At 70.8% G+C, this 25663-nt stretch carries 26 protein-coding genes; 12 read left to right on the plus strand and 14 right to left on the minus strand.

Features of this window, described 5'->3' with window-relative positions; all coding sequences use genetic code 11:
• Positions 1-116 precede the first annotated feature (116 nt).
• From EIY87_RS15220 to EIY87_RS15240, 5 genes are read left to right on the plus strand one after another with little or no spacing between them, the layout of a single operon-like run.
• Positions 117-1127: a glycosyltransferase family 2 protein gene (locus EIY87_RS15220; protein WP_125308337.1), complete on the plus strand. Its 1011-nt coding sequence runs from the start codon at positions 117-119 to the stop codon at positions 1125-1127.
• Positions 1124-2365 carry an ATP-grasp domain-containing protein gene (locus EIY87_RS15225; protein ID WP_125308338.1) on the plus strand — a complete coding sequence of 414 codons (1242 nt, stop codon included), beginning with the start codon at positions 1124-1126 and terminating at the stop codon, positions 2363-2365. The genes EIY87_RS15220 and EIY87_RS15225 overlap by 4 nt, the downstream gene beginning before the upstream one ends.
• Positions 2362-3609, plus strand: coding sequence for a hypothetical protein (locus tag EIY87_RS15230; protein ID WP_125308339.1), 1248 nt, complete (start codon positions 2362-2364; stop codon positions 3607-3609). Before EIY87_RS15225 ends, EIY87_RS15230 begins: the two co-directional genes overlap by 4 nt.
• A gap of 16 nt (positions 3610-3625) precedes the next feature.
• On the plus strand, positions 3626-5425 hold the full coding sequence (locus EIY87_RS15235) for a carbamoyltransferase family protein (RefSeq protein ID WP_125308340.1): 1800 nt from the start codon (positions 3626-3628) through the stop codon (positions 5423-5425).
• Positions 5422-6114, plus strand: a complete 693-nt coding sequence (locus EIY87_RS15240; protein WP_225439879.1) for a hypothetical protein — start codon at positions 5422-5424, stop codon at positions 6112-6114. Before EIY87_RS15235 ends, EIY87_RS15240 begins: the two co-directional genes overlap by 4 nt.
• Here EIY87_RS15240 and EIY87_RS15245 read toward each other — a convergent pair.
• Complete coding sequence (locus EIY87_RS15245; RefSeq protein ID WP_125308341.1) at positions 6080-6706, minus strand: TIGR03085 family metal-binding protein; 627 nt, start codon at positions 6704-6706, stop codon at positions 6080-6082. The two genes, EIY87_RS15240 and EIY87_RS15245, sit on opposite strands and share 35 nt — an antisense overlap.
• 73 nt (positions 6707-6779) lie before the next feature.
• Here EIY87_RS15245 and EIY87_RS15250 point away from each other — a divergent pair, with 73 nt between their 5' ends.
• On the plus strand, positions 6780-7841 hold the full coding sequence (locus EIY87_RS15250) for an NADH:flavin oxidoreductase/NADH oxidase (RefSeq protein ID WP_125308342.1): 1062 nt from the start codon (positions 6780-6782) through the stop codon (positions 7839-7841).
• 235 nt (positions 7842-8076) lie between these two features.
• Here EIY87_RS15250 and EIY87_RS15255 read toward each other — a convergent pair whose 3' ends face one another.
• The 4 genes from EIY87_RS15255 to EIY87_RS15270 all read right to left on the minus strand — a co-directional run bounded on the left by EIY87_RS15255 (position 8077) and on the right by EIY87_RS15270 (position 11159).
• The gene (locus tag EIY87_RS15255) at positions 8077-9462 is read right to left on the minus strand and encodes a glutamate decarboxylase (RefSeq protein WP_125308343.1); all 1386 of its coding nucleotides are present in this window, start codon (positions 9460-9462) and stop codon (positions 8077-8079) included.
• A gap of 73 nt (positions 9463-9535) precedes the next feature.
• Positions 9536-10012, minus strand: coding sequence for a Dps family protein (locus EIY87_RS15260; RefSeq protein WP_125308344.1), 477 nt, complete (start codon positions 10010-10012; stop codon positions 9536-9538).
• A gap of 40 nt (positions 10013-10052) precedes the next feature.
• Positions 10053-10475, minus strand: coding sequence for an organic hydroperoxide resistance protein (locus EIY87_RS15265; RefSeq protein ID WP_125308345.1), 423 nt, complete (start codon positions 10473-10475; stop codon positions 10053-10055).
• Between the two features lie 135 nt (positions 10476-10610).
• The gene (locus EIY87_RS15270) at positions 10611-11159 is read right to left on the minus strand and encodes an NADPH-dependent FMN reductase (RefSeq protein ID WP_125309791.1); all 549 of its coding nucleotides are present in this window, start codon (positions 11157-11159) and stop codon (positions 10611-10613) included.
• A 150-nt stretch (positions 11160-11309) separates the two neighbouring features.
• Between EIY87_RS15270 and EIY87_RS15275 the strand changes: the two genes are divergently transcribed.
• Positions 11310-12353: an alpha/beta hydrolase gene (locus EIY87_RS15275; protein ID WP_125308346.1), complete on the plus strand. Its 1044-nt coding sequence runs from the start codon at positions 11310-11312 to the stop codon at positions 12351-12353.
• 313 nt (positions 12354-12666) lie between these two features.
• Here EIY87_RS15275 and EIY87_RS15280 read toward each other — a convergent pair whose 3' ends face one another.
• From EIY87_RS15280 to EIY87_RS15290, 3 genes are all read right to left on the minus strand, one after another.
• Entirely contained in the window at positions 12667-13191 is a 525-nt protein-coding gene (locus tag EIY87_RS15280) for a hypothetical protein (RefSeq protein ID WP_125308347.1), read from the minus strand.
• Between the two features lie 380 nt (positions 13192-13571).
• Positions 13572-14171: an acyl-CoA-like ligand-binding transcription factor gene (locus EIY87_RS15285; RefSeq protein WP_191984100.1), complete on the minus strand. Its 600-nt coding sequence runs from the start codon at positions 14169-14171 to the stop codon at positions 13572-13574.
• Positions 14152-15672, minus strand: coding sequence for a DHA2 family efflux MFS transporter permease subunit (locus EIY87_RS15290; protein ID WP_225439880.1), 1521 nt, complete (start codon positions 15670-15672; stop codon positions 14152-14154). Before EIY87_RS15290 ends, EIY87_RS15285 begins: the two co-directional genes overlap by 20 nt.
• A gap of 166 nt (positions 15673-15838) precedes the next feature.
• Between EIY87_RS15290 and EIY87_RS15295 the strand changes: the two genes are divergently transcribed.
• Positions 15839-16999, plus strand: coding sequence for an MFS transporter (locus EIY87_RS15295; protein WP_191984160.1), 1161 nt, complete (start codon positions 15839-15841; stop codon positions 16997-16999).
• 26 nt (positions 17000-17025) lie between these two features.
• On the opposite strand, the gene EIY87_RS15300 is transcribed toward EIY87_RS15295, so the two are convergent.
• From EIY87_RS15300 to EIY87_RS15315, 4 genes are all read right to left on the minus strand, one after another.
• On the minus strand, positions 17026-17406 hold the full coding sequence (locus tag EIY87_RS15300; RefSeq protein ID WP_191984101.1) for a hypothetical protein: 381 nt from the start codon (positions 17404-17406) through the stop codon (positions 17026-17028).
• Between the two features lie 16 nt (positions 17407-17422).
• Positions 17423-18601 carry an RtcB family protein gene (locus EIY87_RS15305; RefSeq protein ID WP_125308348.1) on the minus strand — a complete coding sequence of 393 codons (1179 nt, stop codon included), beginning with the start codon at positions 18599-18601 and terminating at the stop codon, positions 17423-17425.
• Positions 18602-18689: 88 nt separating this feature from the next.
• A complete protein-coding gene (locus tag EIY87_RS15310) occupies positions 18690-19730 on the minus strand; it encodes an aspartate-semialdehyde dehydrogenase (RefSeq protein ID WP_125308349.1) in 1041 nt (346 codons plus the stop codon).
• Positions 19730-20995 (minus strand): aspartate kinase, encoded by a 1266-nt coding sequence (locus tag EIY87_RS15315; RefSeq protein ID WP_125308350.1) that lies wholly within the window; start codon positions 20993-20995, stop codon positions 19730-19732. Before EIY87_RS15315 ends, EIY87_RS15310 begins: the two co-directional genes overlap by 1 nt.
• 228 nt (positions 20996-21223) lie before the next feature.
• Between EIY87_RS15315 and EIY87_RS15320 the strand changes: the two genes are divergently transcribed.
• Positions 21224-21814, plus strand: a complete 591-nt coding sequence (locus EIY87_RS15320; protein WP_191984102.1) for a nitroreductase family protein — start codon at positions 21224-21226, stop codon at positions 21812-21814.
• A gap of 29 nt (positions 21815-21843) precedes the next feature.
• The gene (locus EIY87_RS15325; RefSeq protein ID WP_191984103.1) at positions 21844-22032 is read left to right on the plus strand and encodes a hypothetical protein; all 189 of its coding nucleotides are present in this window, start codon (positions 21844-21846) and stop codon (positions 22030-22032) included.
• A gap of 11 nt (positions 22033-22043) precedes the next feature.
• Here EIY87_RS15325 and EIY87_RS15330 read toward each other — a convergent pair whose 3' ends face one another.
• Positions 22044-22412, minus strand: a complete 369-nt coding sequence (locus EIY87_RS15330) for a hypothetical protein (RefSeq protein WP_125308351.1) — start codon at positions 22410-22412, stop codon at positions 22044-22046.
• 218 nt (positions 22413-22630) lie between these two features.
• Between EIY87_RS15330 and leuA the strand changes: the two genes are divergently transcribed.
• Positions 22631-24391, plus strand: coding sequence for a 2-isopropylmalate synthase (leuA, locus tag EIY87_RS15335; protein ID WP_191984104.1), 1761 nt, complete (start codon positions 22631-22633; stop codon positions 24389-24391).
• An 80-nt stretch (positions 24392-24471) separates the two neighbouring features.
• On the plus strand, positions 24472-25026 hold the full coding sequence (locus tag EIY87_RS15340) for a DedA family protein (protein ID WP_125308352.1): 555 nt from the start codon (positions 24472-24474) through the stop codon (positions 25024-25026).
• Here the strand turns inward: EIY87_RS15340 and EIY87_RS15345 are convergent.
• Positions 25010-25612, minus strand: a complete 603-nt coding sequence (locus EIY87_RS15345) for a peroxiredoxin-like family protein (RefSeq protein WP_125308353.1) — start codon at positions 25610-25612, stop codon at positions 25010-25012. The two genes, EIY87_RS15340 and EIY87_RS15345, sit on opposite strands and share 17 nt — an antisense overlap.
• Positions 25613-25663: the final 51 nt, after the last annotated feature.

The raw sequence follows: 25663 nt of genomic DNA on the forward strand, positions 1-25663 counted from the left end.
CCACACCGCAATCGGCAAGCGCTCTTACCGGATCCGGCTGGGGGATTCATGATCACAATTCACACTGTGGGTGACCGTGCGGACACGAATTCGGTACACCCACCTGAGCAGGGCAGATGACCACCCCTTTCCCGGGGCCGGCCCACAGTGGACTCACCGTAGTCATTCCGTGCTTCAACGAAGTCGAGAACGTCGAACCGTCCTATCGGGAAATAACCAACGAACTAGGCCACTATTCACTGGAACTGTTCTACGTCGATGACGGGAGCGTCGACGGAACCCTGGACAAGATCCGCGCGCTCGCGGCCGCCGACCCGCGCGTGCGGTACTTGTCCTTTTCCCGGAACTTCGGTTTCGAGGCCGCTTTCTCGGCCGGCTACCGCTACGCGTCGCAGCCGTGGATCCTGCACGTCGACGCCGACCAGCAGTTCCCCGCCGCCGAGGCGGAGAAGCTCGTCGCGGCGGCCGAGCAGGGCAACGACGCGGTCTTCGGCGTCCGCACGAACCGGCAGGACCCGCGGTTGCGGCGGTGGGGCACCGCCGCGTTCCACTTCCTCGGCCGGCGCGTGCTGCGCATCGAGATCCCACCGGGCGCCACGGCGTTCCGGCTGGTCCGCGCGGAACTGGCCCGCAAGATCGTCGACCTGCGCCTGGGCACGCCGTACTTCCTGGCCACCGTGCCCCGGCTGACCAGCCGGTACACCTGCGTCCAGGTCGCGCACCGGGCCCGCGAGCGCGGCGAGTCCAAAGTTGGCTTCGGGTTCCTGGCTTCGCACGCCATCGAGCTCTTCGTCGGGTTCACCCGGCGGCTCACGACCGCGGCGTCCGCGACGGCGCTGCTGGCCGCGGGGATCGCGGTGCTCGCCGGCGGCGCGGCGGCGTTCGGCCTGCTCGGCGCGGGGGTCACGGCCACGCTGCTGTTCGCGCTGCTCGCGGTGCTGCTGCTGGTGGCGTCGCTGACCGTGCGCTACCTCGTCGTGGTCGGCGCGGGCCAGGCGCGGCCGCGGCAGTTCTACGTCCGGGAGGCGAACGTCGTCGTCGACGCCGAGGACCGGCTCTTCACCCCGGCGGACCCGGCGGGTCCCCGGCTCATCGATGTGCAACTGGGGAAAGGCGTTTCGGCGTGACGAGTTCGAAGAAGGACCCCGCGAGAACCCTGGTGATCCTGGGGGGCGCGGACGGTTCGGTCAGCACCTACGAGCGGGCGCGGGAACTGGGGTTCCGCACGATCTGCGTCGACGTCCGGCCCGCCGCGCCGGCGGTGGCGTACGCGGACGAGTTCCTGCAGGTCAGCGTCCGGGCGCCGGAGCAGATCGCGGCCGGGCTGGCGGGCCGCCGCGACCTCGCGGGCGTGCTGTGCCCGGCCAGCGACGTCGGGCTGCCCGCGCTGGCGTGGCTGACCCGCCACTGGGGGATGCCCGATCCGCTGCCCGAGTACGCGGTCCGGGCGTCGACGGACAAGTCCGTGTTCCGCGCGCTGTGCGACCACCTCGGCCTGCCGAGCTACCGCAGCGTCGACGGCCGCCCGGGTCCGGAGCTCGCCCACGCCGCCCAGCAGCTGCGGTTCCCCGCGCTGGTCAAGCCGGTCGACTCCTCCGGCAGCCGCGGGGTCGTCTCGTGCGCCGGCCCCGGCCTGCTGCCCAAGGCGTTCACCGAGTCGCTCGCGTTCTCGCCGTCCGGCCGGCTGGTCGTGGAGGAGCACCTCGACGGCTCGCACTACACCATCGAGGCGCTGGTCGTCGACGGCCGGATCGTCTTCCACGCCGTCACCGAACGGGTGCTCACGCCGCCGCCGTTCTTCGTGACGTCGTCGCACCTGCTGCCCGCCGAGCTGCCCGCCGACGTCGAGCTGGGCCTGATCGAAGCCCTCGACCGGATCTGCACCGAGCTCGGCTACCGCACCGGCCCGCTGACGCTCGACGCCGTGCTCGGCCGGGACGGGCGGCTCTACCTCATCGAGATGGGCTCCCGGATGGGCGGCAACGGGCTGGCGGAAGCGATCGCGCACTGCCACGGCGCCGACCTGATCGGCGCGGGGATCGCCGCGGCCACCGGCGGCGAGGTCACGCTCGACCTGCACGAGCCGAAGCCGACGCTGGTGCACATCCTGGCGTCCGACCGCGGTGGTCACCTGTCCCGAGTGGACGGTGCCGACGACGTGCGCGCGATGCCCGGCCTGGTCGGGCTGCACCTGTTCGCCGACGCGGGTTCGTTCGTCCGGCCGTACGAGCAGGCGGGGCACAAGCTCGGGTACGTCGTGCTCACCGCCGGCTCGGTGCCGGAGCTGCTCACGGCGGAGAACGCCGTCCGCGGCACGCTGAAGTTCCTGCTCCACGACCAGGACATGGCGGTACCCCTGCCGTGACCGCGCCCGCCACCGCCTCGCCGGCCGCGGCCCCGCCGCGCCCGGCGGTGGTGCTGCGGCTGCTCGCCGGCCGCGGGGTCTTCCGGCTGGCGGTCCAGCTGATGGGGCTGGTCCTGATCACGGCGTGGGGCGCCCGCGACTACGGGCGCTTCGCGAACGCGCTCGGCCTGATGACCTGGCTCAACTTCGTGCCGGCCGCGGCGGAGAAGTCGGCGTTGAAGAGCCTGCCGCGGCTGCACCGGACCCGGGACGCCGTCGCGGCGCTCGCGGTCCGGCTGGCCGCGGTGCCCGTGCTGGCGGTGCTGGTGGCGACGGCCGTCGCGCTGGTGCTGGCGCCGCGCTCGGACGCGGCGCTGTACCTGACGGCGGCGGCCTGGTCGATCTCCGGCGGGCTGCTGATGACGGTGTCCGGCCTGCACCGGTTGCGCGAGAGGTCCACTTTGGACGCGCTGGCGTTCGCCGCGGGCTCGGTCGTCGTCGGCGTCGTGACGTGCGTGACGTGGGCGGTGCGGTGGCCGCCCGAGACGCACTTGGCGTTGCTGCTGGGCGGGATCCTCGTCATCCTCGGCACCTCGGTCGCCTTGCTGCCGCGGCCGTGGCTGCGGGGCGGCGGTGTCCCGGGGCACCGGCTGCTGCCCGCGTTCGGGCGCAGCACCGTCCTGCTCGGCCTGACCGAACTGCTCGACGTCATCTCGACGTCGGTCGTGTTCGCGGTGCTCGCGCTGTCCGGCCGGACCACCGACAGCGGCCCGTTCTACCTGGCGTTGCTGGTGTCGAGCGCGTTCTGCTCGCTGCTGTACTACCAGCTCAAGCTGCACCAGCCGGCGGCGTCACGGCGGATGCGCGGCACGGGCGCGGCGGCCGGGCGGGCGCGGGCGGTTTCGCTGCTGCGGCTGGTCGAACGCGCCGGGATCGCCGTGGTCGTCCTGCTCGGCGCGGGTCTCGCCATCCCCGCGACCCGCGCCCTGCTCACCGCCGAAGACGCGTACGTCGTCCTCGGGGTGCTCGTGCTCGCCGAGACCGCGTTGTACGCGATCGGCCTGTACGCGGGCTTCCTCATCGAAAACACCAACAGCAAGGTGCTGACGCTGACGTCCGGTACCGCCGTCGTCTCGCTCGTCGCCACCGCCGTCGCCGCGGCGCTGCTCGTCCCCGTCCTCGGGCCGGTCGGCGGGTTCGCCGCGCTCGTCCTCGCGCTCGCGGTGAAGGCGGCCGTCCTGCGGCGCCTGGTCCGCCGATTCTGAACCACTGGGAGAGATCATGTACGTACTGGGCATCAGCCGGGTGCACGACTCGGCGGCGGCACTCGTGCGCGACGGCGAGATCATCGCGTTCGCCGAAGAGGAGCGCTTCACGCGCGTGAAGCACGACGGCGGCTTCCCCGCCGAGGCCATCAAGTTCTGCCTCGAGCGCGCCGGGATCACCCTCGCCGACGTCGACCACGTCGCCTACTACTGGCAGCGCTGGAAGGAAGGCATCCACGCGGCCAAGGTGTTCGCACGGTACTTCCCCGGCACGCTCGACGTCTTCCGCAACGCCAACGGCGACGAAGGCGGCAAGTCCGCGGGCATGGTCGACACGTTCCGGACCGGCGGCGGCTCCGGCCACGACGACTACCACGTCGGCGGCGCGGTCCTGGCCCACATCAAGCGGTCCTACACGCTGGCCAACGACGTCAAGGAAGCCGTCGGCTGGACCGGGCCGACGAAGTTCAAGACCCACCTCGTCGACCACCACCGCGCGCACGCGGCCAGCGGCTACTTCATCTCGCCGTGGGACGAGTCGGCCGTGCTCACCTTCGACGGCATCGGCAGCGACGGCACGGCGACCTACCTCGCGCACGGCCGCGGGAACAAGATCGTCGACCTGCGGCGGATCAAGTTCCCGCACTCGCTCGGCGCGATGTACGCGGGCGTCACCGGCTACCTCGGTTTCTTCCCGACCCGCGACGAAGGCAAGATCATGGGCCTCGCGCCGCTGGGCGAGGACACCTACGTCGACGCGTTCAAGCAGCTCATCCACCTCGACGACGACGGCGGCTTCGAGCTGGACCTGTCGTGGTTCGGCCACCACCGCACGGGCAAGCACGTGATGTCCCGCAAGTTCACCGACACGTTCGGCCCGGCGCGGCCGAAAACCCGCGTCACAGCCGCGAACCCGGTTCCCCAGCACTACTGCGACATCGCGTACGCGCTGCAGGTGACGCTGGAGGAAGCGGGCCTGCACCTGGCGCGCTGGCTGCAGCGGGAGACGGGTTCGAAGCGGCTGTGCGTGGCCGGCGGGGTCGCGTTGAACAGCGTCATGAACGGGCGGATCCTGCTGGAGACGCCGTTCGAGGACTTCTTCGCCCAGCCCGCGGCGGCCGACGACGGCTGCGCGCTCGGCGCCGCCCTCGACGTGTCGGTGGCGAAGTACGGCAAGCCGCGCCCGCGTGACGGCTACACCTACACCGGCCCGGACTACACCGAGGCCGAGATGGAGCTGGCGCTGCAGGACGCGGGCGTCAAGTACGAGCGGGTCGACGACATCGCGGCGCACACGGCGGCGAAGGTGGCCGACGGCAAGATCGTCGGCTGGGTGCAGGGCCGGATGGAGTGCGGGCCGCGGGCGCTGGGCAACCGCTCGCTCGTCGCCGACCCGCGCGACCCGGAGTCGAAGACGCGGATGAACGAGAAGGTGAAGCACCGCGAGGCGTTCCGGCCGTTCGCGCCGTCGTGCCTGGAAGAGCGGGCGGGCGAGTACTTCGTCAGCGATTACCCGTCGCCGGTGATGCTGCTGGTGTTCGACGTCCTGCCGGACAAGCGGGCCGAGGTCCCGGCGATCACGCACGTCGACGGCACCGCGCGGGTGCAGACTGTGAGCCGTACCGACAACCCGCTGTACTACCGGATGATCAGCGAGTTCGAGAAGCTGACGGGAGTGCCGATGGTCGTCAACACCTCGTTCAACGACAACAACGAGCCGATCGTGGCCAGCCCGGCGGACGCGATCGCGTGCTACCTCAAGACCGACGTCGACGCGCTGGCCCTCGGACCGTTCTGGGTGGAGAAGGAACTGTGACGCTCTTGGAATCGCCCGGCCTGGTCGCCGCCCTGTACCGGCGGCGGCAGTGGCTGTGGCTGGTGGCCGCCGTGCCCGCGGTGGTCACGACGCTGCTGATCATGGTGGTGCTGCCGCCGGACCAGACGCTGGACAACGTCGGCGACTGGGCGTTCAAGCTGTGCCCGTTCGTCTTCGCGGTGCTGACGGTCTCGCTGTTCCCGCGTGGTCGCTTCGGACCGGCGTTGATCGTGTTCGCGGTGTTCGTCTACATGTCCTATTTGGACACCGAGCTGGTGATGCGGGTGCAGGGCTTCGCGCGCTCGCCCGACCAGGACTTCCAGCCGGTGTACCAGTTCGAGCTGTTCGTGACGACGTTCATCGTGCTGTTCGCACTGCTGGCCTACCGCCTCGGCGGCGGCCGGACGGCGAACGTGCTGAAGGTCGGGATCGCGTCGATCCTCGTCGTGATCTCCGGCGTGAACGACCTGACGTTCTGGGCGCTCAACGACGTCTGGGCGGCGGGCACGAAGCCGACCGAGCTGAAGTGGGCGTCGCACATGATCGTGTTCCTCGGCGGGCCGCCGAGCGTGCCGGCCGCGGTGGCGTTCATGGCCGTGCACCTGGTGCTGGCCGCGATCGTGGTGGCGCTGCCCGTGGGCCGCTGGGTGTCGGTCAGAGTCCGCGGCTCACGGCCTGCAGCTTCGTGACGGCGGCCGCGTCGCCTTCGAACTCGAGGTGCACGGCGTCGCGGCCGAACACGAACAGCAGCAGGTCGATCGGCGCCCCGATCACGGCGACGGGCTCGGGCCCGGCCTTGACGACGGCCTCCTGCCCGGTGGTGGTCCGGAGGGTGACGCCGACCGGGGCCTTGCGGAGGTTGAGCTTGGCGGCCTGCTTCGCCGACCGCCACGCGGCGGCGTCCCTCGTGCCGTCGGCGGGCCGGGGCTCCCAACCGGGCTGCGCGCGCCGGACGTCCTCGTGGTGGACGAGGAACTCGGCGGTGTTGATGAGCTCGTCGAGGGGGCCGATCGCGGTGGGCCAGAACTTCGCCGGACCCTTCTTGACCTGCTCGACCAGGCTGCCCCACGGCTTGGCGGCGTAGCGGTCCTGGACCTTCTGGGTGTGCCCGGCGAGCGCGGGGATGAGGATCCCGGGCGCGGCGTCGGGGCGGTGCTCACGCACGACGAGGTGCGCGGCGAGGTCCCGGGTCGTCCACCCTTCGCACAGCGTGGGCGCGTCGGGCCCGAGTTCGCGAAGGAGGGAGCTCAAGGCCTGACGTTCGTCTGCGGCGACACCCATGGCGTTGAGGTTACTCGCCGGTAGAGACGTTGGCGACGGGAAGAGACGGCGGGCACGTGCCGTTGCGCATGAGGTGAGCCGACTCTTCAGCCCGATCACCGTCCGCGGCCTGACCCTGCCCAACCGCGTCTGGGTGTCGCCGATGTGCCAGTACTCCGCCACCGATGGCTTCCCCGGTGACTGGCACCTCGTCCACCTCGGCCAGTTCGCCACCGGCGGGGCCGGGCTGGTGCTGACCGAGGCCACCGCCGTCACCCCCGAGGGGCGGATCAGCCCGCAGGACACCGGCATCTGGAGCGACGAGCACGCCAACGCCTGGCGCCGGATCGTCGACTTCGCGCACGGGCAGGACACCGCGATCGGCATGCAGCTCGCCCACGCCGGCCGCAAGGGTTCGACGCACCGGCCGTGGGAGGGGCCCGGGAGCGTCATGCCCGAGGACGGTGGCTGGGAGAGCGTCGGCCCGTCCGCGACCGCGTTCGGCAGTTACGCCACGCCGCGTGAGCTGACCGCCGACGAGGTGAGCGCGCTCCCCGAGGTCTTCGCCCAGGCGGCCCGCCGGGCCGAGAACGCCGGCTTCGACGTGCTCGAGCTGCACTTCGCGCACGGCTACCTCGTCCACCAGTTCCTGTCGCCGCTGTCCAACACGCGCACCGACCGCTACGGCGGCGACTTCGAGGGCCGCACGCGCCTGGCGCTCGAGATCGCCGACGCCGTCCGCGCGACGACCGAGCTGCCGCTCTTCGCCCGGCTGAGCGCCACCGACTGGGCCGACGGCGGCTGGACCGCCGACGACTCCGTCCGGCTGGCGAAGCTCCTGGCCGAGCGCGGGATCGACCTCATCGACACCTCGACCGGCGGCAACGTCCCGAACCCGGACATCCCCGTCGGCCCCGGGTACCAGGTGCCGTTCGCCGAGCGGATCCGCGCCGAAGCCGGCCTCCCGACCGGTGCGGTCGGCATGATCACCGATCCGCACCAGGCCGAGGAGATCCTCGAACGCGACCAGGCCGACGTCGTCTTCCTGGCCCGCGCCCTGCTGCGCGACCCGCACTGGCCGCTGCGCGCGGCGAACGTCCTCGGCGCCGACGTGCGCTGGCCCGACCAGTACGCCCGCGCCAAGTCCTGGCACTAAGGCCAGGATCGAAATAGTTCAGCGCCGTTCGGCGACCGTGGCCCCGCCTCCTGGCCGCAGGAATGCCGTGAGCGTGATCCAGGATTCCGGCAGACCGTCCACGCCTCGCTCGCCGCGCTGCCGCCGTGTGACCGGCGACAAAGTGCCTGGCCGCGTGGTCTGCCCGGCGCCGCGGGGATGGCCGGACCACCCGCCGGCTGTCCGCACCGACACCGACGCCGATTTCGATACAGACCTAGTGGTGGAAGGCGGTCGCCTTCGAAGGATCCTTCGGGTGGCCTCCCTCCTTCGCCAGGTCAGGCAACACGCGCTCGAGGTCCGCCAGCAGCAGGTCCGCGAGGTCGTGCGTGAAGCCGTTGCGGACCACGATCCGCAGCACCGCCAGGTCCGTCCGGTGCTCCGGGAACGTGTACGCCGGCACCAGCCAGCCCCGCTCGCGCAGGCGGCGGGACACGTCGAAGACGTCGAACCCCGCGTCCGGCCGGGTCGTGAACGCGAACACCGGGAGCTGGTCGCCGCGGGTCAGCAGTTCGAAGGGCCCCAACGCGGAGATCCCCGACGAAAGGTGCGTGGCGACGTCACGCGAAGCCTGCTGCACCGCCCGGAAACCCTCCCGGCCCAGCCGGACGAACGTGTAGTACTGGGCCGCCACCTCGGCGCCCGGGCGCGAGAAGTTCAGCGCGAACGTCGGCATGTCGCCGCCCAGGTAGTTGACGTTGAACACCAGCTCCGACGGCAGCGCCGCCCGGTCGCGCCAGAGCACCCAGCCCACGCCCGGGTACACCAGCCCGTACTTGTGGCCGGACGTGTTGATCGACGCCACCCGCGGCAGCCGGAAGTCCCACTCCAGCCCGGGGTCGAGGAACGGCGCGATCATCGCGCCGGAAGCGCCGTCGACGTGCATCGGGATGTCCCAGCCCGTCCGCGACGCCAACGCGTCCAGCGCCGCGGCGATCTCCGCGACCGGCTCGTAGCTGCCGTCGAACGTCGAGCCCAGGATGGCCACCACGCCGATCGTGTTCTCGTCGCAGCGCGCGACCGCCTCCTCGGCGGAGAGGTGGTACCGGTCGCCCTCCATCGGCACCAGCCGCGGCTCGACTTCCCAGTACTCGCAGAACTTCTCCCAGCAGACCTGGACGTTGACGCCCATCACCAGGTTCGGCTTCCCGGTGTGCCCGAGCTTCGACCAGCGGCGCTTCAACGCCATCCCGGCGAGCATGCACGCTTCGGACGAACCGGTCGTCGAGCAGCCCATGACGTCGGTGGGATCCGGCGCGTGCCACAGGTCGGCGAGGATGTTCACGCAGCGGCGCTCCAGCTCCGCCGTCTGCGGGTACTCGTCCTTGTCGATCATGTTCTTGTCGACGCACTCGGCCATCAGCTCGCGCGCCTGCGGCTCCATCCACGTCGTGACGAACGTGGCGAGGTTGAGCCGCGCGTTGCCGTCGAGCATCAGCTCGTCGCGCACGAGCTGCAACGCGGTGTCGGGTGGCAGCGAGTCGTCGCGCAGCTTGTCGTGCGGCATGACGAAGTCCGCCGCCAGCGCCGGGTTGGCCCCGGCGTAGAGCGGGTTCGTCCCGGCGGTGCGGTCGCGGTCGGCTTTCCCTTGGTGCAGGACCATGCCACCGAACGTACTTGCCCCCACCGACGAAAAAGGGCCGCTCCGCCCGGAACGGCCCTTTCGCGCTAAAAAATCAAGCCTGCTGGGCCTGCCACATCCAGTGCGCCTCTTCCAGCGCGCGGGTGATCTCGATCAGCAGGTCCTGCGTGACGAGGTCGCTCTTGTCGGTCTCGTCGATGCGGGCCCGCAGCCGCTCGATCAGCTTCGCGAGGATGTCGACGATCGCGGCGACCGTGGACTCGACGGACTGCCAGTTGTCCGGGTAGTCCGGCGCGCCCGAGCTCTCGACGACGGTCTTCGCCTTGCCGTTCGGCGAAACACCGATGGCGTTGGCGCGCTCGGCCACCTCGTCGACGTACTGGCGCGCGGTGTTGACCAGCTCGTCGAGCTGCAGGTGCGCGCTGCGGAAGTTCGCGCCGACGACGTTCCAGTGTGCCTGCTTCGCGATCAGGGAAAGGTCGACCAGGTCGACCAGCGTCGCCTGCAGGGCGTTGCCCGTGATCTCCTTGTCGGCCTCGGAAAGCGGGCTCTTGATGGGAGAGTTGCTCATCTGGCGGTGATCCTTTCCTCTGACTGGTTCGGAGCGGGGGTCAAACGGTGGCGGACAGCGCGACCTCGATGTTGCCGCGGGTCGCGTTGGAGTAGGGGCAGACCTGGTGGGCCTGCTCGACCAGCTGGTCGGCCTGCGCCTGCTCGAGACCCGGGAGCGAAACGTTGAGCGCGACGCCGAGGCCGAAGCCGACCTCCTGCTTGAGCACGCTCACTTCCGCGGTCACCGTCGAGTCGTGGAGCTGGACCTTGGCCTGGCGGGCGACGAGCTGCAGGGCGCTGTGGAAGCAGGCCGAGTAGCCGGCGGCGAAGAGCTGCTCGGGATTGGTCTTGTCCCCGCCCGGACCGCCCATCTCCTTCGGGATGGCCAGCGACTCGTCGATGACGCCGTCCGACGAAGTCACCTCGCCGTTGCGGCCGTCGCCGCGCGCCGTCGCCACCGCCGTGTAGATCGCCTGGCTCATCCTCAGCCCGCCTTCTGGTTCCGGACACTCCTCTACGAGCGTCTCACTGGGCACAACATCCCGCACCCGCGGAACAGTGCCCGCACATGGCAGGCGTCACGTCCATCGATTACCCGGGCACCCCCGGGCGAAACGTCATGCGGCGCGCGTCACCGCGAATTCGGCCACCTGGCGGCCGATCAGGCGAAGCGTCCGGACGCTCTTCTCGTCCGACGCGCCGCCGCCCTCGTCGAACTTGGTCTCGGCCGAGTTGATCGAACCACCCAGAGGGGTGGCCCAGCCGCGCAGCGCGTGCGTGATCGTGCGCAGCTGTTCGAGCGTGGTCACCGCGGCCTGCCAGCCGTACGCGACGGCGGCGAGGCCGACCGCGCGGCCGTCGAGGTAGGGCCGCTGGTCGTCGCGCAGGTCCTCGACGTAGTCCAGGGCGTTCTTGACCAGGCCGGACAGCGCGCCGTGGTAGCCGGGCGAGACGACGATGATCCCGTCCGCCGCCCGGATGGCTTCGACGAGCCGGGTGGCGCGTTCGTCGCGTTCCGGCACGCCGGCGTCGTAGAACGGGAGGACCAGCTCCGGGCCGGACAGCAGCCGGGTCCGGACGCCGACTTCGGCCGCGCCGCCGAGCGCGATCTGCAGCGCGCGTTCGGACTGCGAGCCCTCGCGGAGGGAGCCGCCGATCCCGAGCACGTTGAGCGTCCTGGCTGAAGTCACGTTTTCCAGGCTAACCCCTCCACTTAACTGGAGGACCAGTCTCTGGGACGGAGGTCCTGGTCACAGCTGGACCTGTTACCTACTGACAAGTAACGTCCGGGGCGGCATCGACGCTCAGGAGGAACCATGGCGATCCCGCTCCCGATCCGTGTCCAGGCGGCCGCGTCCCAGCTGGCGTTCTGGCTGCCCACGCCGGTCCGGCGCGCGGCGGCGGGCCGGACCGTCCGCATCGACGGCCAGGAGCTGGCGCTCGACGCCCAGCTGCTGCTCCGGTTGCAGAAGATCGCGAAGGCGGAGCTGGTGCGCGGCTCGGTCGAGCAGTCGCGCGCCCTGCTCGACGTGGGCAGGCACCTGGTCAGCGGCAAGCCGGTCGAGCCGGTCTCGGTGCGAGAGATCGCCGTACCGACCCCGGACGGCGACTTGCCCGCCACGCTCTACACGCCGGCCGGGCTGCCCGAGAAGTCGCCGCTGCTGGTGTTCTTCCACGGCGGCGGCTGGGTGATCGGCACCCGCGCGAGCCACGACAACGCCTGCCGCTTCCTGGCCAAGCACGCCGGGGTGCGGGTGCTCTCGATCGAGTACCGGCTGGCCCCGGAGTTCCCCTTCCCGGCGGCGACCGACGACGCACTGGCGGCGTTCGACTACGCGGTGGCGAAGGCGGGCGACCTCGGCGCCGACCCGGCGCGCATCGCCGTCGGCGGGGACAGCGCGGGCGGCAACCTCGCGGCGGTGACCGCGCAGCAGGCGGTCAAGCGCGGCGGCCCGGCGCCGGCGTTCCAGCTGCTGATCTACCCCGCGACGGACTTCGCGCACCGCTACCGCTCGCAGGACCTGTTCGCCGAGGACCTGTTCCTGACCGACGTGCACATGAAGTGGTTCGAAGGCCACTACGTGCCGGAAGGCACCGACCTGACCGACCCGCGGCTCTCCCCGCTGCGCGCGGACGACCTGAGCGGCCTGCCGCCGGCACTGGTCGTCACGGCCGGCTTCGACCCGCTGCGCGACGAGGGCGAGGCGTACGCGAAGAAGCTCGCGGACGCCGGCGTCGACGTGGCGCTGCGACGGCACGAGGACCTGATCCACGGCTTCATCAACTTCACCGGCGTCGGCACGCGATTCCGCGAAGCGCTGGCCGAAATGGCGGGCGCGCTGCGGCAGGGATTGTCATGAAAGAGTCGTTCATCTCGCCAGACGCCAGGGCCCCGGCAAAGTCGCCGGGGGCCGGCCGCCCTCGGTCTGAACCCACTGGCGCCGGCCGCGGCGAGTGGTGCCGGGCGGCCCTGCGGTGTCTTGAATGACTCATTCAGGACCTCCGAAGACCTGAATGAGTCATTCAAGACGTCGGCGAAGCCGCCGCCGCGCAAACCGCCGCGACTTTTCCGGGACCCTGATCTCCGAACGGAACCGGCGTAAAACGAATCCGGAGCCCGGCGCGGAGAAATGTCCGCGGGCCGGGCTCCGGATCCCCCTGTTTCCTCTGTGGTTATGGAGCGGGCAGCGGCGGCACCGGCAGCGGCGGTACCGGCAGGCCGCCGAGCAGCCCGCCGAGGATGCCCGTGACGGCCGCGAGCAACGCCTTCACCAGGTCGCTGACGATCTTCAGCGGGCCGGGCAGGTCGGGCAGCGACGGGATCGGCACCGGCAGCGGCGGCAGCTGGCGCGCCTTGGCCGTGGGGTCGGCCAGCAGCCGGGCGGACTCGTCGGCCCGGCCCTTGGCCAGGCCGGCCAGCTGCTCGGTGTCGGTCTGGACCGTGTAGCGCTTGCCCGCCGCGATGTCCGCGAGCACCGGGCTGAACTGCCCGAGGTCGCCGCGCGTGGCGCCGACGTTGCCCGCGTAGGCCACCTTGGTCAGGTCGTCTCGCAGCTGGAGCACCTGTGCGGCGAGGGCCTGGGTGCTGGAGGAACCCTTGCCCCCGTCCGGGCTCGCCGAGGCGATCCCCGCCATTCCGACCGCCAGCAGACTGCTCGCGGCTACCAGGGCGATGGACCGCCCGAACTTGCCTTTCATTCCTTACCTCCTGGCCTCGGGAGACCTGACGGGTTAAATCGATACCCGCCGTGTCGGAGATAAGCCACCCGATCACCTGTTGGGAACGTTTTCTAACCCTTACGTGCCGGATCCGGAAAGAGCGAACTGGCCCGCATCTGATTAACGTCGAAAGCTTGCCCGTCCCCCTGAAGATCATCCTGACCGAGCACGATCGTCACTCAGCGGTGAGCACTGTCCACTATGGAACAGTTGGGTCACCCACACAGGCGTAAACGGTGATCATTTGGCTTCATCACTCCGTCGGACCGCGTGTCGCGGCTGCTCCGGACGGGGAGTCCCCCACGCTCGCACCGCCACCCACACAGGTCAGCGCGAAGACGCGAAAGCGATTCGCCGATTCAGAGCGGCAAGCCCGCTTCCAGGTGCGCCACGGCTTCATCGAGGACCTCCAGCGTGTCCGCCTCGGGGTCCGCCGCCGACCCCAGGAACGCGGCCAGCACCACGCCGACCACCGCGCCCGCCCAGTTGCGGACCTCGAAGCCGCCCGGCTCGCGGCCGGTGCGCTGCGCCGCGAACCCGGCCAGCAGGTCGATCCCCTCGGCGAACTTGTCCATGGCCGCGGTGCGCAGCTCCGGTTCGCGCAGCACCAGCCGCTGCCGCTGGCGTTCGCGCTCCCACTCGTCGGCGGGCAGCACCTCGCGGATGGTCGTCACGGTCGCCCGCAGCGCGCCGATCGGGCTGAGCTCGGGCGGCTGCGCCAGCGCCGCGGCGATGAGCATCGGGTCGAAGGGGTCGTACAGCACCGTCGCCTCCTTCGTCGGGAAGTACCGGAAGAAGGTGCTGGGCGAGATCTCCGCCGCGGCCGCGATCTGGTCGACCGTCGTCGCGCTGTAGCCCTGCTCGTGGAACAGCCGCAACGCGTGCCGCTGGATCGCGGCGCGCGTCCTGGCCTTCTTCCGCTCGCGCAGTCCCTGCGGTTCAGATGGCGACGACGTCATGCCCCGATTCTCGCGGCTGCGCCCCGGCGACCGCCCGCCCGGGCAGGAACAGCGCCGCCAGCAGCGCCCCGGCCACGCCGAGCCCGGCGCAGACCCACAGCGTCGCCGCCATGCCGTCGGTGAACGCCGTCCGCGCGGACTCGGCGAGCCCGGGCAGGTGGAGCTGCTCCGCGACGGCGACCGCGGCGGACGCGCTGCCTCGCGCCGCGTCGGCCACCGGCGCGGGCAGGCCCGCCACCTCGACGCCGTCGCGGTAGACGCCGTTGAGCACGGTGCCCAGCACGGCGACACCGATGGTGCCGCCGACCTGGCGCAGCACCTGGATCAGCGCCGAGCCGGCGCCCGAACGCCCCTCGGTGAGCGCGCCCATCGCCATCGACATCAGCGGCGGCAGCGTGCACCCGGTGCCGAGGCCGATGACGACCTCCCAGCCGACGGTGCCGCCGTAGCCGTCCGACGGCGCCGTCCCCCACGCCAGGCCCGCCGCGAGCAGCAGGAACCCGCCGGTGACGACCACGCGCACGCCGAGCGCGGCGACCAGCCGCTCGGCGATCTTCGCCGAGACCAGCATCCCGCCGATCAGCGGCAGCAGCCGCAGCCCGGTCTGCAGCGCGTCGGCGCCCTGCACGGCCTGGAACAGCTGCGGCAGCACGAACATCAGGCCCATCAGCGCGAAGGACGCCATCGTGGCGAGCACCGCGCCCCAGACGAACCGCGGTTCGCGGAACAGCGCGAGGTCGGTCAGCGGCGCGGCCACCCGCGTCTGGGTCCGGCAGAACACCGCGACCAGCGCGACGCCGAGCGCGATCAGGCCGTACGTCACCGGGTCGGCCCAGCCGTGCTCGCCGGCGTGGACGAAGCCGTAGGTCAGCGCGACCAGCCCGGCGGCCGAGAGCGCGATGCCCGCGACGTCGACGCGGCCCCGGCCCGACCCCGGCGTGAGCGGCACGAGGAACAGCACCGCGGCCACGCCGACCGCGGCCAGCGGGACGTTGATGAGGAACACCGAGCCCCACGCGAAGTGGTCGAGCAGCCAGCCGCCGAGCAGCGGCCCGAGCGGGATGCCGACGAAGGTCGCCATGACCCACGTCGTCAGCGCCTTCGCGCGCTCCTCCGGCGGGAAGAGGATGTTGAGCAGCGAGAGCGACAGCGGGATGAGGAACGCGGCGCCGACGCCGAGCACGACCCGCGCGGCGATCAGCGTGCCCGGCGAACCGGCGTAGGCGCAGCCCAGCGACGCGAGCCCGAACACCGCGAGCGCGCCGAGCAGGAGCTTCTTCGGGCCGAACCGGTCGCCGAGCAGGCCCGCCGGGAGCAGGAGCGCGGCGAGCGCCAGCGTGTAGGCGTTGCCGAACCACTGCAGCTGCGTGGTCGTGGCGCCGAGGTCGACGGCCAGGGTCGGCACGGCGACGTTGAGCACGGTCAGGTCGAGACCGACGGTCAGCAGGCTCACCGCGAGCGCACCGAGGGCCCACCACCTGCGTGGATAGAGCTGAGTCATAGCGACTCCCAATTGATAGTTACTGCCAAATGAGAGTAGCTCTCAAATTCTGTGGGCACCAGAGGCGAAATTTTGTTGCACGCGCGTACCAAGCTGGGTTCTCATCGAGGGCGTGCCACTGCAGCCGTACCGCCGGGTCCTCGCCGTTCCCCGCGTGTCCTCGACCATGGCCCTGATGTTCCTGGCCCGGCTGCCGATGACCATGAACGGCGTGATGATGACGCTGTACGTCGTCACCGGGCTCGGCCGCGGCTACGGCGCCGCCGGCCTGGTCGGCGCCGGCATCACCCTCGGGATGGCCCTCGGCGCGCCCCTGGTCGGCCGGTGCATCGACCGGTACGGGCTGCGCCCGGTCGTCGCGGTGTGCGGGATCGCCACGACGGCGTTCTGGGCCGCCGCGCCGCACCTGCCCTACGCGGCGCTCGCCGCGGTTGCGGTCCCGGCCGGTGCCCTGTCGGTCCCGGCGGGCTCGCTGGCCCGGCAGGTGCTGGCCGCGCTCGTCCCGGTGGCGGAGCGCCGGGCGGCGTACTCGCTGGACACCATCTCGATCGAAGTCACGTTCATGATCGGCCCGGCGGCCGGCATCGCGGCGATGACGTCGCTCCCGCCGACGTTCACCCTCAGCGCGCTCGGCGTCCTGTTCGGCGGCACGGCGTTCCTGATCTGGCTGGTCGACCCGCCGATCCGCGACGACCGCGAGCCGGTCGTCGACGACGTCCGCCCGAAGCTGCGCACCTGGCTGTCCTGGAAGCTGGTGTCCGCGCTGCTGATCGCGGGCGGCGCGCTGTTCGTGCTGGTCGGCACCGAGCTGGCGACGCTGGCGGCCCTGCGCGCGAACGGCGACCTCGGCGTGACCGGCCTGGTCATCGCGGTGATGTGCGCGGCGTCGATCCTCGGCGGCATCGTCCACGGCGCGGTCAAGCGGTCGCTGCCGCAGGGCGTGCTGATGCTGCTGATGGCGCTGCTGGTGGTGCCGGTCGGGCTGGCCGACCGGCCGTGGTGGCTGCTGATGCTGGTGCTGATCCCGACGAACCTGCTGTGCGCCCCGACCCTGGCGGCGACCACGGAGACGGTCAGCAGGATCGCCCCGCCCCGCGTCCGCGGCGAGGCGATGGGCCTGCAGGACGCGTCGACCCGGCTCGGCCTGGCGCTGGGCAGCCCGTTCGTCGGCTTCGCGATCGACCACTCGAGCCCCGCGTGGGGCTTCGCGGCGGCGGGCCTGGGCGGCTTGCTGATCGCGGCCGCGGGCCTGCTCCACCGCCACTCCCGCACCCCGGAACCGGCCACCGACCCGGTCCCGGCGATGGCCACCACCGGCGGCGAGTGACCGTAGCTTTCACGTGAAAGCTACGGTCAGCCGCAGGCGGCGCGGAGGGCGTCGAGCTTCTTGACGTTGCGCTGCACCCACTGGGCCACGACGCCGGCGTCCTCGATGCGTTCCTTCTGCACCTCGACGTACGAACCCGCCATGCCGAGCAGCGCGTTCTTGACGTCCTGGTCCTGGACGTTCGCCGCCAGCTCGCGCAGCCGCCGTTCCTTGTCGGCCGCCCGTGCCTTGAGCTTGTCCGGGTCGACCAGCGGGTTCAGGTCCGCCAGCCCGAGCGCCTCCGTGCACGCGCTCACCTTGTCCGCGGTCTTCGACCCCTGGTCGACCGCGTCGCTGACCTCGGCACAGCCGCTCAGCAGCAGTGCGCTCGCGGCCAGCAACGCGGCCGTCGTTCCACCCCTCGTCATGGCGCCAAGGTACCGCTCAGCCCTTGACGCAGACCACCTGCTTGAGGTGCGCCACGACCTCGACCAGGTCCGTCTGCGCCCGGATCACCGAATCGATGTCCTTGTACGCCGCCGGGATCTCGTCGACGACGCCGGAGTCCTTGCGGCACTCGACGCCGGCCGTCTGCGCCGCGAGGTCGTCCGCGGTGAACAGCTTCTTGGCCTTGTTCCGGGACATCCGGCGGCCGGCGCCGTGCGACGCCGACTGGAACGACGAGTCGTTCCCGAGCCCGCGGACGATGTACGACCCGGTCCCCATGCTGCCCGGGATGATCCCGAGATCACCCGATCCGGCCCGGATCGCGCCCTTGCGGGTGACGAGCAGCTCCACCCCGTCGTACGTCTCCTCCGAAACGTAGTTGTGGTGGCAGGAGATGGCGTCGTCGAACGTCGTCTGCGGGACGACGTCCTTCAGCGCCTGCTTCACGAGCGCGACCATCGTGGCGCGGTTGCGCGCCGCGTAGTCCTGCGCCCAGAACAGGTCGCGCCGGTACGCCTGCATCTCCGGCGTGCCCGCGACGAACACGGCGAGGTCGCGGTCGGGCAGGTCGGCGTTGTGCGGCAGCTTCCGCGCGACCGCCATGTGCCGCTCGGCCAGCTCCTTGCCGATGTTGCGCGAACCCGAGTGCAGCATCAGCCAGACCCGGCCGTCGTCGTCGAGGCAGACCTCGATGAAGTGGTTCCCGCCCCCGAGGCTCCCGATCTGCCGCGCGGCCCGGTCGTGCAGCTCCTGGACGCCGCTGTGCAGCTCGCCGAAGCCCTTCCAGAACGCGTCCCAGCCGCCCACGCCGTGCACCTTCGCGGGGTTGACGGGCGTCTTGTGCAGCCCGAACCCGACCGGCACGGCGCTTTCGATCCGGCGGCGCAGCTTCCCGAGGTCGTCGGGCAGGTCGGCGGCGGTCAGCGACGTCCGCACGGCGCTCATCCCGCACCCGATGTCCACCCCGACGGCGGCGGGCGAGACGGCGTCGCGCATGGCGATGACGCTGCCGACGGTCGCCCCCTTGCCGTAGTGCACGTCGGGCATCACGGCGACGCCGTGCACCCACGGCAGGTTGGCGACGTTGTGCAGCTGCCGCATGGCCTGCTCTTCGACCGACGCGGGATCGGCCCACATCCGGATCGGGACGCGGGCGCCGTCGACAGCGGTGTACATGGTTTTCCTCCCCTGGAAATGTTTTCGCGGCGCTCAGGATCTCCCGAGCGCCGCGAAACGGCCAAGCGAATTTAGTTGTCCACTGTGGTCAGTGCTGGTCGGCGATCAGCTCCGCGATCTGCACCGCGTTCAGCGCCGCGCCCTTGCGCAGGTTGTCGTTCGAGATGAACAGCGCCAGCCCGCGGCCGTCCTCGATGCCCTGGTCGACGCGGATGCGGCCGACGTAGCTGGGGTCGTTGCCCGCTGCCTGCAGCGGGGTCGGGACCTCCGACAGCTCGACGCCCGGCGCGTGCGTCAGCAGCTCCGTCGCGCGCTCGACCGAAAGCGGCTGCGCGAACTCCGCGTTCACCGAGATCGAGTGCCCCGAGAACACCGGGACCCGCACGCAGGTGCACGAAACGCCGAGACCCGGGATGCTCAGGATCTTGCGGCTCTCGTTGCGGAACTTCTTCTCCTCGTCCGTCTCGAACTCGCCGTCGTCCACAATGGACCCGGCCATCGGGAGGACGTTGAACGCGATCGGGCGGACGTACTTCTCCGGCTTCGGGAACTCGATCGCCGCGCCGTCGTGGGTCAGCAGCGAGGCGTGCCCGGCCGCCGCGCGAACCTGGCCCGCCAGCTCGTCGACGCCGGCCAGCCCGCTGCCGGACACCGCCTGGTACGTCGAGGCGACCAGCCGGACGAGCCCGGCTTCGTCGTGCAGGGGCTTCAGCACCGGCATCGCGGCCATCGTGGTGCAGTTGGGGTTCGCGATGATCCCCTTGCGCGCTTCCTTGACGGCCTGCGGGTTGACCTCGCTGACGACCAGCGGCACGTCCGGGTCCATCCGGAACGCCGAGGAGTTGTCGATCACCGTCACGCCCGCCTCGGCGAACCGCGGCGCCTGCGCCTTCGACGTCGAACCGCCCGCGGAGAACAGCGCGATGTCCAAACCGGACGGATCCGCCGTCGACGCGTCCTCGATCGTGATTTCGGTGTCGCGCCAAGGCAGCTTCGACCCCGCCGAGCGCGCCGAAGCGAAGTACCGGAGCTCGGCGACCGGGAACTCCCGCTCCGCCAGCAGCTTGCGCATCACCCCGCCGACCTGGCCGGTCGCGCCGACCACCCCGACCCGCAACCCTTCCGCCATCAGCGACCACTCCCCGCGTAGACGACGGCTTCTTCGTCGCCGCCGAGTTCGAACGCCTCGTGGATCGCGCGCACGGCGTCGTCGAGCTGCGCGTCCCGGATCAGCACCGAGATGCGGATCTCCGAGGTGTTGATGATTTCGATGTTGACGCCCGAGTTGGCCAGCGCCTCGCAGAACGTCGCCGTGACACCGGGGTGCGAGCGCATCCCGGCGCCGACCAGCGAGACCTTGCCGACGTGGTCGTCGTAGAGGACGGACTCGAAGCCGATCTCCGCCTTGACCTTCTCCAGCTCCTTGACCGCCTTGGCGCCGTTGGCCTTCGACAGCGTGAACGTGATGTCGGTGCGGCCGGAGACGGTGCTGGACACGTTCTGCAGCACCATGTCGATGTCGATCTCGGCGTCGGCGATCACGCGGAAGATCCGGGCCGCGGCACCGGTGTGGTCCGGCACCCCGGTGACCGTGATCTTGGCTTCGGAGCGGTCGTGCGCCACACCGGTGATCAGGGCTTGTTCCACGGGGATCTCCTCGATAGAACCGGTCACCGTCGTGCCCGGCTTGTCACTGTAGGAAGAGCGGACTCGGATCGGCACGCCGTAGCGGCGCGCGTACTCGACCGAACGCAGGTGCAGGATCTTCGAGCCGCTGGCGGCGAGCTCCAGCATCTCCTCGTACGGGATGGTGTCGAGCTTCCGCGCGTCCGGCACGATCCGCGGGTCGGCCGAGTACACACCGTCCACATCGGAATAGATCTCGCAGACGTCGGCGTTGAGCGCGGCGGCCAGCGCGACGGCGGTGGTGTCCGAGCCGCCGCGGCCGAGCGTGGTGATGTCCTTGGTGTCCTGCGCGACGCCCTGGAAGCCCGCCACGAGCGCGACGTACCCCTGCTCGAGGGCTTCGGTGACGCGGCTGGGCGTGACGTCGATGATGCGCGCGTTGCCGTGCACCGACGTCGTGACGACGCCGGCCTGCGAACCGGTGAACGACCACGCTTCGGCACCCTGGGCCGCGATGGCCATGGCGACCAGCGAGTTCGAGATGCGCTCACCCGCCGTGAGCAGCATGTCCATCTCCCGCTCCGGCGGCGCCGGGTTCACCTGCTGCGCCAGGTCGAGCAGCTCGTCGGTGGTGTCACCCATCGCCGAGCAGACCACCACGACGTCGTTGCCCGCCTTCTTGGTGGCGACGATCCGCTCGGCGACGCGCTTGATCCGGTCGGCACTTTCCAGCGACGATCCGCCGTACTTCTGGACCACGAGGGCCACGCCCGAACCTCCTCGCGGGCCGGGCGGCTCCCTGGTGGGCACCGGAGAGCCCCCGCGTCCCATGATTTGCAGTGGAGCCTACCGGGGGTTGGACGGCCCGCCACCCTCTTGACGTGGGGCGGACCCTTCGCGCGGGTCACTCGGAAGTAAATCTTCCGCAACACCAACGAAATGCGTGGAGCCCTTCCTCCCGAGTGATGCACAGCACTCGCGGGTAACGTCTTGATCGTGCGAAAGCCAGCTGTGACGAGCGTCCCGATCGCAACCCTGATGGCCGAACGGTGGAGCCCGCGGGCCTACGACCCGGCGGCCGTGGTCACGCCGGACCAGGTCCGGGCGCTGCTGGAGGCGGCCCGCTGGGCCCCGTCGTTCGGCAACACCCAGCCGGCCCGCTACCTGGTTGGCGTCCGCGGGACCCCGGCGTTCGACGCGATCCTGTCGACCTTGAACTCGGGCAACCAGGCCTGGGCGCACCGGGCGGGCCTGCTGCTGATCGGCGTGATGGTGACGACGAACGAGAAGGGTCCGGTGCCGTACGCGGAGTACGGGCTGGGGCTGGCTTCGGAGAACCTGGTGCTGCAGGCGGTGGAGCTCGGGCTGATCGCGCACCAGATGGCGGGCTTCTCGGCGGACGCGGTCCGGTCGGCGTTCTCGCTCCCGGAGGACGCCGTCCCGAAGGTGGCGATCGCGGTGGGGTCGCCGGCGGCGCCGGATGTGCTGGAGGAGGACTGGCGGATCGAGCGCGAGAAGGCGGAGCGGGTGCGGCTGCCGCTGGCGGAGTTCGCGTTCACGGACTCCTGGGGCAAGCCGGCGCTCTGACCGGCCGCGGCACCGTCCACGAACTGGCCGTGAACCTCATCGGCTACCCGATGACGACCATTCCCAAGGTGCAGGCCGACCTGGGCGTGTCATACCCCACCGCCGCCAACGCGATCAGGAAGCTGGCGGAAGCCGGATTCCTCCGCGAGGTCACCGGGGGGAACTACGGGCGACGGTACATCTGCGATCGCGTGTACGACGAACTCGCCGAGAGCTGATCACCGCGAGTTCAGGAAGCCCCGCCCACCCGGCGGATCACCTTCGCGAGGATGCCCGAAACCACCAGCCAGAAGATCGCCGCGATGCCGTAGTTCACCAGGACGCGCAGCTTCTCGTCACTCGGTGTGAACAGATCGCTGAACCCCAGCGCCAGGCTGTCCGCCCAGGACTTCACGAACGAGACGATGCCGTTGTCCGGGTTGGCCGAGCCGACCGTGAAGATCACGTGGATCACCAGGAACGCGGCGAAGACCAGACCCACCCAGCGGACGATCGACGCCACCACCGACGCCGCCCGGCCACGGGTGCGGCGCCAGTCGACGGGAGCCCGGCGGGAGACCTTGGTCTCCTCCGACGACGACTCTGCGTGCTCAGCCATGTCCGCAGTTTCGCACGGCGACCGTCCCGTGGCTACCCACAGGTAACCCCTGGAAGGAGCTGCCCGGCTTCCCTCGGGCGGCGTTCCGTGGTTATGGTGGTGCCGTGGCGCGTGCTCTCCTGCTTCGCTGCCGCGACGGGGCCTGACCGGACCGGCTCCCCGTCGCGGGGCTTCGTGGTGCCGGTCGCACCCGTCGAGCTGGAGACACCCTCAAACCCATGAGCAAGATCCGCAAGCCCTCTCGTCCCGCGCCCGCTGACCAGCCCGCCTGGAACACCCAGCGCGGCACGTCCATGCCGGTGCACCGCTACCGCCCCTGGTACGACGTCGTCGAGAACATCGACCTGCCCGACCGCACCTGGCCCGCCAAGCGCATCGAGCGCGCGCCGCTGTGGTGCGCCGTCGACCTGCGGGACGGCAACCAGGCCCTGATCGACCCGATGTCGCCCGCGCGCAAGCGCAAGTTCTTCGACCTGCTGGTCCGCATGGGCTACAAGGAGATCGAGGTCGGCTTCCCGGCCGCGTCGCAGACGGACTTCGACTTCGTCCGCGAGATCATCGAAGAAGGCGCCATCCCGGACGACGTCAGCATCCAGGTGCTGACCCAGTGCCGCCCGGAGCTGATCGAGCGGACGTTCCAGTCGCTCGAAGGCGCGCCGCGGGCGATCGTCCACATCTACAACTCGACGTCGATCCTGCAGCGCCGCGTGGTCTTCCGCGAGGAGCGCGAGGGCATCAAGAAGATCGCGACGCAGGCCGCCGAAATGGTCGTCGAGCTGGCCGACAAGCAGCCCGACACCGACTTCCGGTTCCAGTACTCGCCGGAGTCCTACACCGGCACCGAGCTGTCGTACGCGCTCGAGGTCTGCGACGCCGTCACCGAGATCTGGCAGCCGACGCCGGAGAAGCCGGTGATCCTGAACCTGCCGGCGACCGTCGAGATGGCGACGCCGAACGTCTACGCCGACTCGATCGAGTGGATGAGCCGCAACCTGGCCCACCGCGACTCGGTGATCCTGTCGCTGCACCCGCACAACGACCGCGGCACCGGCATCGCCGCGGCCGAGCTGGGCTTCCAGGCCGGCGCCGACCGGATCGAAGGCTGCCTGTTCGGCAACGGCGAGCGCACCGGCAACGTCGACCTGGTCGCGCTGGGCATGAACCTCTACAGCCAGGGCATCGACCCGCAGATCGACTTCTCCGACATGGACGAGATCAAGCGGACGGTCGAGTACTGCAACCAGCTGCCGGTACCCGAGCGCTCGCCGTGGGGCGGCGACCTGGTGTTCACCGCGTTCTCCGGCAGCCACCAGGACGCGATCAACAAGGGTCTCGACGCGTTGAAGGACGCCGCCGACAAGCAGGGCGTGCCGGTCGAGGAGTACCCGTGGGAGGTCCCGTACCTGCCGATCGACCCGAAGGACGTCGGCCGCACGTACGAGGCCGTCATCCGGGTGAACTCGCAGTCCGGCAAGGGCGGCGTCGCCTACATCATGAAGGCCGAGCACCAGCTCGACCTGCCGCGGCGCCTGCAGATCGAGTTCTCGAAGGTGATCCAGCACCACACCGACACCGAGGGCGGCGAGGTCGACCCGACGACGATGTGGAACGCGTTCTCGGCCGAGTACCTGGAGCTGAAGACGCCGCTGGAGCTGGTCCGCCAGCACGTCCGCGACAACGGCGACGGCGAGTACGACATCACCGCGACCGTTCGCGTCGAAGGTGACGAGCACGAGGTCACCGGCCGCGGCAACGGCCCGATCGCGGCGTTCTTCGACGCGCTGTCCACCGTGGGCTTCGACCTGCGGCTGCTGGACTACAGCGAGCACACGCTCTCGCCGGGCGACGACGCGCGCGCCGCGTCGTACATCGAGTGCGCGATCTCGGACCGGGTGTTCTGGGGCATCGGCGTCGACCCGTCGATCGTGACGGCGTCGCTGCGCGCGGTCGTGTCGGCGGTGAACCGCGCCAACCGCTGAACCTGTGGACCGCCTGTCGGGTTCCTGTGAGTCCCCCTTGCCCGGGAGTTTTCCGGGCCCGGCAGGCGGTTAATGGGGGTGTGGACACGACTGCGGCGGGACTGCTGGTGCTGTTCGTCGTTTCGCTCGTGCCCCTGCTGCCCACCGAGGTGACGCTCCTCGGCATGGGCATCGCGGCGGCGCAGGGCGGGACGTCGCTGGCGCTGGTGATCGCCGTGTCGAGTGCCGGGTGCCTGGTGTCCGACCAGGCGCTCTACGCCCTCGGCCGGTTCGGTGGCCGGGCGGCGCTGAACCGGCTGAGCCGGCGGCGGAAGATCGCCGCCGGCCTCGGCTGGCTCGACGGCCGGCTGCAGCGCCACCCGCGCCCGGTGCTGGTGGTCGCCCGCTGGCTGCCGTCGGGCGGCACCGTCGGCGCCCTCCTCGCCGGATCGCTCCGGTGGCCGATGGCGGAGTTCTTCACCGCCTCGGCCGTCGGCGTCACGCTCTGGACGTCCTACGTGGCCTTCCTCGGCTACGCGGGCGGCCGGATCGTCACCGAACCCGGGATCAGCCTGCTGCTCTCCCTGGGCGTCGCCCTGATCCTGGGTTCGGTGATCACCTTCGGCGTGAAACGGTCCGCTAGAGCGCTTCGATGATGTCCGCCGGCTCGGTCCGCGTGACGAAGTCCGGGTGGACGTCGACGAACCTGAGCACCCGGTCCCGGTCGACCACGAGCACCGCCGGGTGGACCAGCTCCCAGGTGCCGTTGACCTTTTCGAGGTCCGTGCCGAGCGTCTGCATGGCTTCGCGCACGGGCGCGGAAACCGGGTAGCTCAGCCCGAGCCCCCGCGCGACCGTGCTGCCGGCGTCCGACAGCACCGGGAACCCCAGCTCCGGCACCGTGCCATCGGGCTTCTGGGGGCTGATCGCCGCCAGCTTCGCGCCGCGCTTTTCCAGCTCCGGCAGCAGTTCCCGCTGGTAGGTGCGCAGGGTCAGGTTGCAGTACGGGCACCACTGGCCGCGGTAGAACACGAGCACCGCCGGGCCCTCCTCGACCAGCGCCGCCAGCTTCACCGGCGTCCCATCGGCGCCGGGCAGCTCGAAGTCGTCGATCTTGGCGCCCACCTCGGCGAACGTCGTCGCGGCGCGGCGCCGGTCCGCGTCGAGGACCTCGGCGATCTCCGGCGGCAGGGCGGCGCGGAGCTGGTCGTTCAGCTCGTTGAGGGCGGTTTCGAGCGTCATGGATCCCCCTAGTCGGTTGTACTGATCGGTACAGTGCGCCGAACTGTACTA

The organism is Amycolatopsis eburnea, from assembly GCF_003937945.1.
GTDB lineage: Bacteria > Actinomycetota > Actinomycetes > Mycobacteriales > Pseudonocardiaceae > Amycolatopsis > Amycolatopsis eburnea.